This is a genomic window from Pseudomonas sp. GW822-FHT06D10 (assembly GCF_058799535.1).
Map to the genome: position 1 here is coordinate 463974 of NZ_JBXALN010000001.1, position 12450 is coordinate 476423.

Here is a 12450-nt window from a genome sequence, read left to right on the forward strand (position 1 = left end):
TGCCAGGAGGGGCAAGTGGGCAGTCGGCCCCATCGGGGTGGCAGGGCCTGCACTGGGGGCGTGCCGAATTCAGGCAAACAGGCCCCCGAGCGCATGCTCGACACGGTATTCGATGAGACGCCCATACCCCCGGACTTGTCTTACTTGGCCAGTGACAACGGCACGCCCCAGATGGGATCTTCCATGCCTTGCTTGCCCAGCGGCGTGATTTGCATGGGCTGGAGCCTGGACAGCAACTGCCGGTGCTTCTCGCTCAGGTTGCGCTGCTCGATGAGATTCTGCGTAAAGCTCATGGGCGCCGGCCAGGTATAGACGGTCAGGTTGTCGAGAGGGCACTCGATTTTCTTCGGGTCAATCGCCCGGCACTTCGACTGCTGGTACTTGTAGCCAGGGGTCTTCAGGTGCATGCGTGGGGCCAGCAGCAATTGGCCGCCCTGGATGGTGAAACTGGCAAGCGCCTTGTCGACCGGCAGGCGCGCCTGGACCTTGATCGCGGGAACGTCGCGAGAATCGGTCTGTTGGTAATAGCCGCCCGGGGAGAGCGCCGTTGTCTGGGTATATTGCTGTTCACCCCAGCTCACGCAGGCACCCGAAGCCCTGAGCACGGCGGTACAGACACCTTCGGTCTTGGTCTCGCTGCCATAGGTCGCGTCCTTCCAGACCTCTTCCCTGTAGTACTCGCGGTACAGCTCGGGGGACAGGTAGGCGGTCCCGTTGGCGCCATGGCCCGAACCGGGTGGGCCGCTGCGGGCGCCGACCTGGTCGAGCAAGCCGTGGATCTGGTAGTCGTCGCCGCCGGTCAGCAAGTATTTGCCCGGTGGCAGGATGTGCACCTCGAAGGCCTTGAACAGATAGGTTTCGCCAGGCGGCCTCTGCAGCGCGTTGGTCTGGAACTTGCGGCCGAAGGTCACCTTCGGATCCTTCTCGTATTCCCAGATCACTGTCGGCGTCCATTGAGTCATGGTCAGCGCATCGCTCAGCGACTTGTGCGGCATCACGTCCGCCACCAGCACCACCGCCATGTTCGCCTTGAGTGCTGCGTCCACCTGGTCCAACAGCTGCGCGTAGCGCGGATCGTCCATGCTGCCGTAGGCACCCGAATCGAGATCGGAGACGCAACCGGAGAGGGAAAGAGCGAGGAGCAACGCGGCGGGTAGGGCAGAGCGCTGCCGGAACAGTTTCATGTATCAATCCTTGATGGGCGTTGGCAGGGGGTGTTGAACAGCAATATTAATGGTTTGAGGGTAGAGCGCAATATTTAGGAAGGCCGGTCCGATGGCATGCGCAAAGAGCAAGAATACGCTGTGATTCACCTCACATATCGAACTCTGAACGCTGTGCGAATTCGACTTCGCAGGCCCATAACGACCTGCGCAGCTAGAGGCAGGGAGAGGGCGAATTGCTGTCCGTTTCTCTGGCAGAACCCGGATCCTCTGCTAGTTTTTTCAACGATCAATCTTGCCGCAAAAGATTCGCTCGCCAAAAAAACACTCAAGCAAGGAAGCAGCCGCATGAAGAAAGCCCCCGTATTCATCAGTGGCTTGATTGCTACGTCAGTGATGCTCGCCGCGATGCTTGTGCAGGCGCAAACCTCGCCGATGGCGCAGGTCTCCGGGCCTGAAGCCGATGTGAAGGTCACGCAAACCTACGTACGGATGATGGCGCGGGAAGCGTATTTCTGGGGTTGGCCGATGGCCAATATCTTCAACCGCCGGCAGAAGTTCAAGGACCTGCCGGAGCCGGGACTGATGGGCGGTATCGTGCCCGTAGCACCGATCAACCATCTGTCGATGCTCACCGATTACATTTCCCCTGGCGAGCGACTGGTGGCCTGCCCGAACCAGGATGTGGTCTACGGTGCGGGCAGCATTGCCCTGGATATCGAGCCTGTGGTGATTCAGGTGCCGGACTTCGGCGACCGTTTCTGGGTGTATCAACTGGTGGACCTGCGCTCCGACAGCTTCGCCGAACTGGGCAAGATGTACGGTACCAAGCCGGGCTTCTATCTACTGGTGGGGCCGGACTGGAATGGCAAGGTACCGGAAGGCATTGCCCAGGTGTTTCGCGCCAAGACCAACACCGGTTTCGTGATCCCGCGGGTATTCCAGGACGATACCGCCGAAGATCGCAAGGCCATCCAGCCCTATCTGTCAGGCATCGATATGTACCCGCTGTCCAAGTACGACGGCAAACTCAAGCAGCGTGACTGGAGCAAGTCGCCGAAATTCCCTGCCGAGGCATCGGGAGACGAGGAGACCCGCTGGGTGCTCCCGGAAAAGTTCTTTGATGAACTGCCGGCGATTCTCAAGGACGCCAGGCCGCTACCGGGTGAAGAGGCGCGCTATGCGCAATTGGCGGTGCTGGCGCAAATCGCCCAGCGCGACCCCGAGCTGAAAAAAGCCATGATCGACGAAGCGCAAAAGGCTGACAGCGAGGTGGTCAAGCCGCTGTTGCAGTTTCGCAACTACGGCCAGCAATTGCCGCATCACTGGAGCACCATCAGCAACGGCGCGGCGTTTGGTACCGATTACTTCCTGCGCACGGCAGTCGCCCGGTCGAATATCTTCGTCAACAAGCAGATCGAGACCAAGTATTTCTACCAGGACCTGGACGAGGCCGGTACTCGGCTCAATGGCGCCCAGCGCTATAGCGTGACCTTCCCCAAAGGTGCGCTGCCGCCGGTCAAGGGCTTCTGGTCGTTGACGCTGTACAACCAACAGCATTTCTTCGCCGAAAACCCGTTGGGACGCTATTCCCTCGGCACCAAGAACAAAGCGCTCAAGAGCAATGCCGATGGCTCGCTGACACTCTATGTGCAGAGCGACTCGCCGGGCGCGGACAAGGAAAGCAACTGGCTCCCCGCGCCCCAGGGCGCCGACTTCTCGCTATACGTTCGCGCCTACTGGCCGGAAGCCGCTGCGATGAACGGCCAGTGGACACCACCGGCGGTGGTCAAGGTCAACTGAACCGATTTTCCAACTGCGTTTCATAAGGACAGCCCATGAACCGTTTGCGCACTTCCCTGACGGCCCTGGCCGCAGCCATTACCCTGAGCGGCCTGGCCAATGCTGCGACGCGTTATGAGGAACTGGCCAACCAGCCCTTTGAAAAGGGCTTCCCGACTGAGACAACTGCACGCAACCTGATCGATGAGCTGGTATTCCAGCGCGCCGTGCAGTCGTACCTGTGGGCCTTGCCGGCGATCAACATCTGGTCGATGAAGGAGGCCTCGGAAAAACAGTTCGGTGCTGGCTACAACATCCTGCCCACCTGGAAAAAACGCATCAATGCCAAGACGCTGGTGACCACGCCGAACTCCGATCTGGTCTACGCCATGAGTTATCTGGACCTGCAGAAGTACGGTCCCCTGGTGGTCGAAGCACCGCCCGGTGTACAGGGCATGTTCGACGACTTCTTCCAGCGCCCGATCGTTGGGCCGACCATCGACGGCAAGACCTGGCGCGGTGACGTCGGCCTGGCTGGCCCCGACAAGGGCAAGGGCGGCACCTACGTGCTGTTGCCGCCGGACTACAAGGGGCCGGAGCCGACCGAGGGATACGTCTATCGTTCGCGCACCAACAACGTGTTCCTGTTCTGGCGCACCTTTTTCAAGGATCCGAAAGACCTCAGCGTGCCGGTGGCTGAAGTCGAGCGCACCAAGATCTATCCGCTGGGCAAGAAGGATTCGGCGCTGCCGATGCAATTCCCCGATGCCACCGGCGCACCGATCAACATGCTATTTCCCGAGGATGGTCGCTATTTCGACATGCTGTCGCGCTTCATTGACGCCGAAGCGGTGGACCCGGCAGACATGGACATGCGTGGCTTCCTGCACACCTTGGGCATCGAGAAGGGCAAGCCCTTCGCTCCGGATGCGCAACGGCGCAAATTGCTCGATGAAGCGGCGCGCACCGCGTTCAAGATGAGCAAGGTGGTGACCAGCCATTTGCTGCTCAAGGAACCGGGCGGCTTGTATTACAAAGATCGGCAATACGTGAATACCTTCGCCGGGGAAAACACCGAGTTTCAGTCCAGTGGCAGCTTCACCAATCTTGAGCAGCGTGTGGCGTTCTTCACTTCGGCCTACTCGGACAGCCCCGGCATGGTCATGAACATGGTCGGTGCCGGTGCCAAGTATCCCGCGACCACCCGTGATGCCGACGGCAAGTTCCTCGACGGTGCCCAGACCTACAAGCTCAACCTGCCGGCAAATGTACCTGCGGCGTTGTTCTGGTCGGTGACCGCCTACGACAACCTGACCGCCTCGGGCCTGGACAACGGCCAGCCGTTCCCGTCTCTCAATCAGATGGATAAGCCGGTGCAGAACAGCGACGGCTCCACCGATATCTACTTTGGCCCGAAATCTCCGGGCGAGGGCAAGAACTGGATCAAGACCGTACCGGACAAGGGCTTCCTGGTGATCGTGCGGCTTTACGGGCCCAAGCAGGCATTCTTTGACCAGAGCTGGAAACCGAGTGATTTGCTCAAGCAGTGATGAGTGTGCTCGTGTCGTGCCCGATAAGACGGCCAATGCGAGCAATGCTTTTCGAATGATAGCCGGTGAGCGGTACGTTGAATCCTCTGCGCGATAGCGTTGAGCATTCATTAATAGCCGTCAGCTATGTCTGAATCAGGCTAAATGGTGCCCACTTCAATAGGTGGACACCATTTCCCTGAACGTTGGGATCAGGCCGGACGATTACAGCCATAGTGACTGTCGACCCGTGGGTGATTTGCACAGAGCGGGGAGTTCGCTCACTGCCCCTTTATATTGATTGTCACCTGTAATCCCAGTGGGCCAGGCCTGTCGCAGATCAATGTCATGCTGTCGATGGGATGACGCTCCAGCAATTGAAGCAGTTGCGTCGGGCGCAGACCTACTCGCACATGTGCCAGCAACTCGCGAGTGTGCTGAGACAGCGCTTGTAGCAGGGTGACGGGATCATCAACCTGCAGATGCAACCATTTGCGCGGCGCCGCGATATCCGGCAAATCGAAGCCGTCGACGCCTGTCTGGAACAGCTCCCCACCCTCGCTGTGAACGGAGGACGCAGCAGGTGAAATACCCAGGCCCTGCAGTAGCAATTTAAGCCTGGCAGCCTCGCCGGCAATGCCTGCGGCATTCATGGCAGAGAATGCGTAATTGACGCGCTTGCTCGGGGACTGCAATACGGCTTGCTCAAGAAAGGCCGTACGCTTGGGTGCGATCTCCCAAACCAGGGTGTTTTCAGTTTCGCAAGGCTGCATGGACTGCCTTTGAGCGGCAGCCTGATAAAACGGATGCTCACTCAGGGGCTGCATGACCTCGGACAGCCGAGTGGCCAACCCGGTATCAAGAAAGCTCAGATACGCCTCGAAGGTCTGGTTGGACTTCGCGTCAGGCCAGCACCCGCAAAAAGCCCTGAGTGCGTCACGGGCTGCCGAGTCGAATGCCTGCGGCAGGATCATCGTCCCCAGATCCCGGGATCGCCCGCTGTCGCTCAACAGCGCGGCGTAGTCCATCAGCAACTCGCCCTGGTCGACCCATTGAATACCGTGGTCACGACCACGGCGTTGCCACAGACTGCGTTGCTGCTCATCGTGAGAAAACAGCAGGGCCGTCGTTTGTCCCGGAATGCATTGCGCCAGGAAGTCTTCAGTGGTCATCAGTTGAATGCCATCAACGGCATCAATCAGTACCTTGTCGTGCACCAACGCCACCGGTTCCCAAGGGAAGTCCAGATCCTGCAACGCGCGCTTGAAGGGCACTGATCGCGGCGTACTGTAATCCCAACCGATAAAGTAGAGTTTCTTGCGAACAGTCATGCCGGGCTCACTGTGGTTTCTGGAAGTAAAAAGTTTGCGTATCGCCGATACGGCCTGCGGTCAAAGCACCGCTATGGGGGCTGTAGTAATTGCCCGAGACCACCTTTCCGCTATTTGGATTGACCAACGTGCAGTCGGCCCCCAGCCAGGTCATCAGGGTCAAACCATGCCGTTCGCCCAAGCTCAGGAACTCTTCCACGGTGTAGTGCTTGTAGTGCCACGCGTAGGGGTTTTTGCTCAGGTCCACAACCTGTGAGTTGGGTGCGGAGATAATCAATCGGCCGCCGGGCTTCAATGCATGGACCATCAGCCCAAAGAACGCTTCGCCCTGCTCGACGTGCTCAATGGACTCGATCGACACAATGAAATCAAAGTGGTTGGCTGGCAGTGAAAACGGGAAAAATTTCTGGCTGAACAGTACGTTCAAATCGACATAATTGCGGTTAGCCAGGTCAATGGACTCGGCCGAGCCGTCGATGCCGTGCATGAAGCAGGGCAGGGATTGCGCCAGCAGATGAGTGCCATAGCCATTGCCGCAAAAGATATCGGCGCCCAGCAGCGGCCCCGGCAGGTCGGCGAGGACCTCGCGTGCGAATTCATAGCGAGCGATGGCATCGGGCGGGAGTGCATCCGGGTGCAATGCGGTGAGTCGTTCACCACTGTCCAACCTAAAATCTCTATCAAGCAATCCCATAAATACCTCGGCACTAAATGCCCGGACTCCAGGCACCGTAAATAAATGATTAGTACGTGAACACCCTGGGGCCTAGGGGGCTCAACTTGTCATAAAAACTGTTGCCAGGTAACTGTCGCCCACGTACAGCTCCCAACAATCATTTGCAGTGTTCGCCCGCTACCGTGCCGGGCAAGGCGACACTGGCCAAGCCAACCTTGGGTCTTGCGATACTCCCCTGCGAGCCTCCCCTGCGCTGTCCGGGGTGACTGCAGATTGATCAGCCGGTAGCCCGCCATTTGAACCTGCGGGAGTAGCTCGTGGCAGCGTAATTCGCCGCCCTGCCATCGAGCACGACCCCTACACGTTTTTCGGCAGGCGGATAGTGCTGTAGCAGTGGCGACAGGTCAAATTTGGAATGGTTGTTCGATGCCATGCGAGCTATACCGCCCAGTAGATCGGCTGGTGCCGCCTCTATGGAGGTGGGTCATGGGCCAGGAACAGCCCCCTGGCCCGGCGTGGCTCTGGCCACCCGGGGCGGGTCAAGGAGGGTCAGGCTTCTGGCTTGAGCTTTATGCCGGCGCATCGGCCTCGAGTCAGCAGGTAGTCCACTTGCCTGGCGCGGTTGATGGCGACGCGGATTTCGCAGCTGGCTGAGTTGGTCACGTCGCCCCAGTATTCAGCGTGTACCAGTTGGCCGTTCTGTGGGCCGGTGTAGGTGCCGAGCGCTTCGCGTGAGGTGTACGAGGTGTCGCGTTTATAGATCAGTACCACCCAGTCCTTTTCGGGGGCGGTGGCGACTTGGTTGGGGACGCCAAAGTGCTCGATCGCCTCGCCAACCGGGCGGTTCTTCCAGTAGTTGCGGGCCTGGGCTTCGGGCAGGGTCGGAATGGCCGAGCATCCGCTGAGCAGGATGGCGGCTATTCCCAGTGCGAGCAGTCTTTTCATCGCACGTTCTCCATAAATAGTGCGTTCATTTGGCGGGCATTTGATCGAATGCCTGGTCGACGATCTTCAGGATGGCCGTCTTGGTGTGCTCGTGATTCATTAACTGGAACAGCCCCGGAGCGGCCGAAATCATCTGCGAGGTAGGCATCTTGCCGAGCGGATACATCTGCTTCGCCTGGCGCTGCTCCGGATGACAGAGGAAGTCCCGGGTCTGGGCTATCCAGGGCTCGGGCTGCTTTTGCCATTGAGTGGAAACCTTCTTCGGGCGCAAGTCGTTGAAGAACTTGCTGTAGTTCTGCGCGCCGTTCAGGCGCACCCGGTTCTTCGCGCAGTCGACTTCGACGTCATACGCGGTCATCGTTGGCTTGCCGCCTTCTTCGTAGAGCTGATAGACGCCCAGCGAACGGACACCGCCCTTGCGCAGGAAGATGTTGGAAGGTTCACCGTCGACGATGAAGGCTTCGTTCTTGTTGAGGCTGCCCTGGTGATGAATCATCCAGAAGTCGCCGGCCGGGGCACTTTCCGCTTGTGCAGCCAGCGGGCTGCACAGCAGCAAGGCGGGCAGCCAGGGTCTGAGGGAGGTGAGCATAGGGCAACAATCCTTTGCTGTGGTGGGCACCTGGAGGCGGTGCTTGCGGGTGAAGAAAAATCAACTCAGTCCGTTGGCAAGACAGTGAGTGGCCAAGCTCAGGGGCTGTATCGGGCGATGGGCAGGGCGAACTCTGGTGAGTGGCTGCCATGACCAGAGGGCGCTCCTCGAGTTTTTTGTTCGTGGCAGCAGGTGGGCCGCTCAAGGGTAGAAATATAGGTGCGCCGGGCGTCGTGGGTCGATTAGGGCAAATGTGCTAATGGCGTATTGCTGCTATCGAGCAGGGCCGCGGAAACTGCAGCTTGCAGCTATCCCAGGGCAGGCCGCAGGAGGTCGATGGAGCGCTCAGGCTTGAGGGGGCAGGGTGAATTCAGGTAAAGGCCAGGGCCGCTCAGGGAGGGGGCAGTGTGCTACGGCGGCCAAGGCAGTTGGGGGGGGCTGGATCAGCTTTCGGGTGCGATGACCGGGTCTTGAGCGGCTTCAGCCGCCAGCTTCAAGCGATCGGCCTTGCTGATGTAGGTGCACTTCTTCTTCGGTGCCAGTTTGGCGCTGGCCTTCTTGGCGTTGGCCTTCAGCAGTTGGTTGATTTTCTTGCGGCGGTTCATGTGTGCGACTCGGCGGGTAAGTTGCCGAATGATATCAGCTAAGGGGGGCAGGCCGGCCACCCGGGGTGAACCCTGGTTGCACAAGACTGGGTGGCGGCCCTGTTTAGCTGGAGCACCCGATCACTTCTTGCTGTTGCAGTCGATTACGCTGGCATCGGTGATGATGTTCTGGCTATCGGTGTACAGGGTGATGCTGCAGAAGTAATCGAGCACTGTCCGGTTTTCCTCATACCCGGTCTTGCGATAGACCGCTTCGCTCCCCACCGGCATCATGCCGCCGACCCCGCCACCGCCAATGCCTACCCAGGTCTCCTTCTGGCCGACGTACTCGACGCCGGTCTGCACGAAGACCTTCTCTGGCGTGGTATGGGTCTGCACCCGGTTCCACAGGTAGAAACCTCCACTGCCGTAGGAAGAAGGCCCCATGCCCTGGTCGGGCCTGCCGAACAGTTGAAACGCATTCTTGGCCGGCTGCCCCACCAGTTTCTGGGCGGCGATCTCGACGTCGTTGGGTTCGGTCTTCGCTGTTGGGATGGCACAGGCGCTGATGGTCAGAACCGTGAGGGCAAGGCATACGAGCTTGAGTGAAGGCATGACACAGATTCCTTGTGTTCCTGGATTTTCGGCAAAAGATAATCTGAAAAATATCGGCATGGCCAGTGCAAGGTTGTGCTGAAGAGTCGCCGTGCGCTGATTTTCGCCGGCCATACAGGCGCGACAACACGCCACACTGGCGCAATCGCCGGCAGTGGTCTTTGCTGTCTCGGGCCCGGCGGCAGGGCGCGCGGACTGAGCCTGCGTCATGCCATACAGGGGGCCTGTGTCCGCCTCTGGTGACGGAGCAGGGCACAGAACACTATCGAGGTCTCGACCAAGGAGGTCAGGTTGAAAAGGAAAATGCTGGCGGCTTCGCTGCTGCTGTGGATGTTTTCGCTGACGGCGCAAGCCGACTGCGCGGTGCTGGGGCCGGGAGAGGATCCGTGCGCTGGCCCGGTGCTCGGGCCTACGGTCTGCGAATGCCCTTGATGAATGTCCGTGCCCTCGTCAGGGGGCATGGGTGACTGGATGACTGACCAGGAGGTCGCAAATGAAAAAAGTGATGTTGGCGGTATTGCTGCTGTGGGGCTTCACCCTGACGGCCCAGGCTTCTTGCCCGGTGTTCGGCCCGTCCGAAGATCCGTGCAGCGGCCCGGTATTCGGTCCGTCCACCTGCGAATGCCCTTGAGCTAGTTGCCAATGGCAGGCCCGGCCCAGGTCGGGCCTGCTTCTGCCTTGGGCCTGATCGGCAGGTGCCGAAGCGCCTGTGGCCGGTTCTTCAAAGATGGGCGATCAGCTGCTGCCGATAGCCGTTTTCATCGGCTGGGGCGGGGTATCGGGTTTCATCGATCAGCGCGCGCAACTGCTGTGAATGGCTGGACTGCCTGAAGGCGACCTGGCACTCGGCAGCATCAAAAAAACCTCGTAGATGAGGCAGGACCAAGGGCAGCAACAGAGGTTCTATCTTCAACGAAATACTGACGATATCCAGTTGGTCGGTGGGGTCTCGGTAGAGATCGATGACCAGCAGGCTTGCACTTTCGGTACCCGGATAAATGTGGACGTCGCCAGCGCCAACCGGGGTTTCGTCGAAGTAGCTGGTGTACAGCTTGCGAATGTCGAGAGCGATTCCCAGGGTGTTCAATGCCGCCGCCAGATCGGCGTTGGGAACAGGCTCGTCCTGCGCCCAGGTGACGAAGTCAGGCATGGAAACACAGATGTCGAACTCGTTGGCGCAGATGATGGGCGTCACTGGGAAGGCTTCCTGATGGTGGAGGGCCGGTAGCCTACCACTGGGCGACGCTGTTTTTGCAGCGATGATCCATGAGTTACTCCAGGTGGCTCATCGGCTGTCCATAACTCTTGAATAGGTGGCGCATTCCCCGATTTGTCCTGTAGCGTTCATCGCGGCTGGCGAAGCTGGCCAGGCACGGACGTTGGGAGTCCAGCACACATTCAGACCAAGGATATTGGCCCCAGATGACTCAGCTGATTGATTTCAAATCCATCGTTGCAGCAGCGCAGCGGATAGATGGATCGGTAGTTCGTACGCCGACGGTGGAAAGTTCAATGCTGGCAGGCATGGTTGAACGACCTGTCTTTCTCAAGCTTGAAAACCTGCAGGCCGGTGGTTCATTCAAGGCCCGCGGGGTACTCAACAAGTTCTCGGCGTTGCAGGAGGGCCTGGGCGATAGCCACTTCGTCGCCGTCAGTGGGGGTAACTTCGGCATTGCCATCGGCGAGGCGGCCAAGCGCTTCGGCGCCAGGGTGACGGTGATCATGCCCGAGAGCGCGCCGTCTTCGTCGGTCGAACGCATTCGCGCCTCCGGCAGTACGGTCATTGTCGAACCGGATGTGCATGCCGCCTTTGCCCGGGCCAAGGCCCTGGAGGCAGAGGGCTATGTGGTGATCGACGATTGCGCCGACACGCTGATTGCCGAGGGGCATGGAACACTGGCCCTTGAGTTCATTGCCGACTGCCCGTCCCTGACCGACGTGTTTGTCGCGGTCGGCGGCGGGGCGATGCTGGCGGGGGTGGCCACGGCCTTGAAGGCGATCAAGCCGGGGATCCGGGTCTGGGGCGTAGAGACCGCCGGCGCACACTCCATGAGCCAGGCCTTGCAGGCGGGCAGGCCGGTGGATATCGACGTCAGTTCGATCGTCTCCACCCTTGGCGTTCCGATTATCGACGAGCTGATGTTTGCCCACGCTCGCCACTATGTCGAAGACATGGTTGTGGTCCCTGACGAAGAGGCGATCAAGGGCATGCTGTCCTTTGCGCAAGGGGCAAGGCAATGGGTTGAGCTGGCTTCTGGCGCGCTTGTGCCCGCGGTCATTGCCACCGCGCCCAGGCTGCCTGCCGACGCGGTTATTGGCCTTGTCGTCTGTGGTGGGAACATATCCCTTCAAGACATGACGAAATGGGCTACCTATGCGGGAATTTCCTGAACATTCCCAGGGTGATGTCTGTAACAGGTCGCTCGCTATCGAAAGCGAGTGCTGGCTGACGTACGCGCTCCGGCGCTGAGAGGGGGCGAGCAGCCCTCTCAGCGCACCAGGTTGGCCAGCCAGCCGTGCAGGTCCTACTTCACATCGCCATTGTAGAAAACGTGCTGCACGTCTTCTTTCTTGACGATCAGCTTGTTGCCATCGGCCAGGCTTTCGACCAGCTCCGAGCAGTTGTTGATTTCCATCTTGCCGGTCACCGATTCCGAGGCACTGTCAAAGGTGAAGGCGTAGGTGGTGGCGGGGCAGCTGGCGCCACCTTCTCCGGTGGAGACCACCAGCAGATACTTGCCACCGAAGGCATAGGCTTTCTCGACGGCGACGTATCCTGTGAGGTCCGGGTCTTCAACCACGTAGTCCATCACGTTGACGACACCGGCGCGGGATACATAGTTGATGGCCGAACCGCCCATTTCGCGGGTGCTGGTGGTGAATACGCCACCGATGTCGTCGCCGCTGATGATCAGCGGTACGTAGCTGACCCGGGGCGCTTCTGGGGCCGGTTGGGTGGCGACTGTCGGGGCGGGGCGCTCGCCGAGGGCAGGAGCCGCCTGTGGCGATACACACTTGCCGGTCTCGCAGATCCGATCACCCTTGCAATCGGTGTCCTTGAAGCACTGGGCGGCAGTGCCTGCCTGGCCGGTTGCCACCGGCTCGGGTTTCTTGTCGCATCCAACCAGGGCCAGCGCTGCAAGTGAGAGGGCGTAAACAAGCTTCATGTTGATCTGTCCTTAATCAAGAGGGGGGGGCCGGCGAGCAATGTAAAGGGTTTGCTCAGGCGTTGCCAG

At 59.7% G+C, this 12450-nt stretch carries 14 protein-coding genes; 5 read left to right on the forward strand and 9 right to left on the reverse strand.

Annotation, left to right across the window (positions count from 1 at the left end; all coding sequences use genetic code 11):
* Positions 1-140 precede the first annotated feature (140 nt).
* Positions 141-1184, reverse strand: coding sequence for a hypothetical protein (locus AC1RL5_RS01995; protein WP_011061732.1), 1044 nt, complete (start codon positions 1182-1184; stop codon positions 141-143).
* A 327-nt stretch (positions 1185-1511) separates the two neighbouring features.
* On the opposite strand from AC1RL5_RS01995, the gene AC1RL5_RS02000 reads away from it, so the two are divergent.
* Positions 1512-2966: a DUF1254 domain-containing protein gene (locus AC1RL5_RS02000; protein ID WP_065364231.1), complete on the forward strand. Its 1455-nt coding sequence runs from the start codon at positions 1512-1514 to the stop codon at positions 2964-2966.
* Positions 2967-3001: 35 nt separating this feature from the next.
* A complete protein-coding gene (locus tag AC1RL5_RS02005; protein WP_093403576.1) occupies positions 3002-4495 on the forward strand; it encodes a DUF1254 domain-containing protein in 1494 nt (497 codons plus the stop codon).
* Positions 4496-4755: 260 nt separating this feature from the next.
* Here the strand turns inward: AC1RL5_RS02005 and AC1RL5_RS02010 are convergent, their stop codons facing one another.
* From AC1RL5_RS02010 to AC1RL5_RS02035, 6 genes are all read right to left on the reverse strand, one after another.
* Complete coding sequence (locus AC1RL5_RS02010) at positions 4756-5805, reverse strand: hypothetical protein (protein ID WP_093403572.1); 1050 nt, start codon at positions 5803-5805, stop codon at positions 4756-4758.
* A 7-nt stretch (positions 5806-5812) separates the two neighbouring features.
* Complete coding sequence (locus AC1RL5_RS02015; RefSeq protein ID WP_492588991.1) at positions 5813-6499, reverse strand: class I SAM-dependent methyltransferase; 687 nt, start codon at positions 6497-6499, stop codon at positions 5813-5815.
* A 531-nt stretch (positions 6500-7030) separates the two neighbouring features.
* Positions 7031-7426: a hypothetical protein gene (locus AC1RL5_RS02020; protein WP_011061727.1), complete on the reverse strand. Its 396-nt coding sequence runs from the start codon at positions 7424-7426 to the stop codon at positions 7031-7033.
* A 25-nt stretch (positions 7427-7451) separates the two neighbouring features.
* Positions 7452-8015 carry a hypothetical protein gene (locus tag AC1RL5_RS02025; protein WP_011061726.1) on the reverse strand — a complete coding sequence of 188 codons (564 nt, stop codon included), beginning with the start codon at positions 8013-8015 and terminating at the stop codon, positions 7452-7454.
* A 443-nt stretch (positions 8016-8458) separates the two neighbouring features.
* Positions 8459-8620, reverse strand: a complete 162-nt coding sequence (locus AC1RL5_RS02030; RefSeq protein WP_072450119.1) for a DUF2986 domain-containing protein — start codon at positions 8618-8620, stop codon at positions 8459-8461.
* Between the two features lie 120 nt (positions 8621-8740).
* Positions 8741-9214, reverse strand: coding sequence for a hypothetical protein (locus tag AC1RL5_RS02035; RefSeq protein ID WP_015635918.1), 474 nt, complete (start codon positions 9212-9214; stop codon positions 8741-8743).
* Positions 9215-9505: 291 nt separating this feature from the next.
* Here AC1RL5_RS02035 and AC1RL5_RS02040 point away from each other — a divergent pair, with 291 nt between their 5' ends.
* Both AC1RL5_RS02040 and AC1RL5_RS02045 read left to right on the forward strand, forming a co-directional pair.
* Complete coding sequence (locus AC1RL5_RS02040) at positions 9506-9646, forward strand: PA0050 family protein (RefSeq protein ID WP_003083582.1); 141 nt, start codon at positions 9506-9508, stop codon at positions 9644-9646.
* Positions 9647-9707: 61 nt separating this feature from the next.
* Complete coding sequence (locus AC1RL5_RS02045) at positions 9708-9845, forward strand: PA0050 family protein (RefSeq protein WP_011061723.1); 138 nt, start codon at positions 9708-9710, stop codon at positions 9843-9845.
* A 90-nt stretch (positions 9846-9935) separates the two neighbouring features.
* On the opposite strand, the gene AC1RL5_RS02050 is transcribed toward AC1RL5_RS02045, so the two are convergent.
* Positions 9936-10409, reverse strand: a complete 474-nt coding sequence (locus AC1RL5_RS02050) for a hypothetical protein (protein ID WP_072450120.1) — start codon at positions 10407-10409, stop codon at positions 9936-9938.
* Positions 10410-10636: 227 nt separating this feature from the next.
* Here AC1RL5_RS02050 and AC1RL5_RS02055 point away from each other — a divergent pair, with 227 nt between their 5' ends.
* A complete protein-coding gene (locus AC1RL5_RS02055; protein WP_492588990.1) occupies positions 10637-11605 on the forward strand; it encodes a threonine ammonia-lyase in 969 nt (322 codons plus the stop codon).
* 134 nt (positions 11606-11739) lie between these two features.
* On the opposite strand, the gene AC1RL5_RS02060 is transcribed toward AC1RL5_RS02055, so the two are convergent.
* Positions 11740-12381, reverse strand: a complete 642-nt coding sequence (locus tag AC1RL5_RS02060; RefSeq protein ID WP_492588989.1) for a hypothetical protein — start codon at positions 12379-12381, stop codon at positions 11740-11742.
* Between the last annotated feature and the right edge of the window lie 69 nt (positions 12382-12450).

Excerpts from the sequence above, each read along its gene's own strand:
- AC1RL5_RS01995 (WP_011061732.1), bottom strand. The coding sequence starts at position 1,184 with ATGAAACTGTTCCGGCAGCGCTCTGCCCTACCCGCCGCGTTGCTCCTC.
- AC1RL5_RS02000 (WP_065364231.1), top strand. The coding sequence starts at position 1,512 with ATGAAGAAAGCCCCCGTATTCATCAGTGGCTTGATTGCTACGTCAGTG.
- AC1RL5_RS02005 (WP_093403576.1), top strand. The coding sequence starts at position 3,002 with ATGAACCGTTTGCGCACTTCCCTGACGGCCCTGGCCGCAGCCATTACC.
- AC1RL5_RS02010 (WP_093403572.1), bottom strand. The coding sequence starts at position 5,805 with ATGACTGTTCGCAAGAAACTCTACTTTATCGGTTGGGATTACAGTACG.
- AC1RL5_RS02015 (WP_492588991.1), bottom strand. The coding sequence starts at position 6,499 with ATGGGATTGCTTGATAGAGATTTTAGGTTGGACAGTGGTGAACGACTC.
- AC1RL5_RS02020 (WP_011061727.1), bottom strand. The coding sequence starts at position 7,426 with ATGAAAAGACTGCTCGCACTGGGAATAGCCGCCATCCTGCTCAGCGGA.
- AC1RL5_RS02025 (WP_011061726.1), bottom strand. The coding sequence starts at position 8,015 with ATGCTCACCTCCCTCAGACCCTGGCTGCCCGCCTTGCTGCTGTGCAGC.
- AC1RL5_RS02030 (WP_072450119.1), bottom strand. The coding sequence starts at position 8,620 with ATGAACCGCCGCAAGAAAATCAACCAACTGCTGAAGGCCAACGCCAAG.
- AC1RL5_RS02035 (WP_015635918.1), bottom strand. The coding sequence starts at position 9,214 with ATGCCTTCACTCAAGCTCGTATGCCTTGCCCTCACGGTTCTGACCATC.
- AC1RL5_RS02045 (WP_011061723.1), top strand. The coding sequence starts at position 9,708 with ATGAAAAAAGTGATGTTGGCGGTATTGCTGCTGTGGGGCTTCACCCTG.
- AC1RL5_RS02055 (WP_492588990.1), top strand. The coding sequence starts at position 10,637 with ATGACTCAGCTGATTGATTTCAAATCCATCGTTGCAGCAGCGCAGCGG.
- AC1RL5_RS02060 (WP_492588989.1), bottom strand. The coding sequence starts at position 12,381 with ATGAAGCTTGTTTACGCCCTCTCACTTGCAGCGCTGGCCCTGGTTGGA.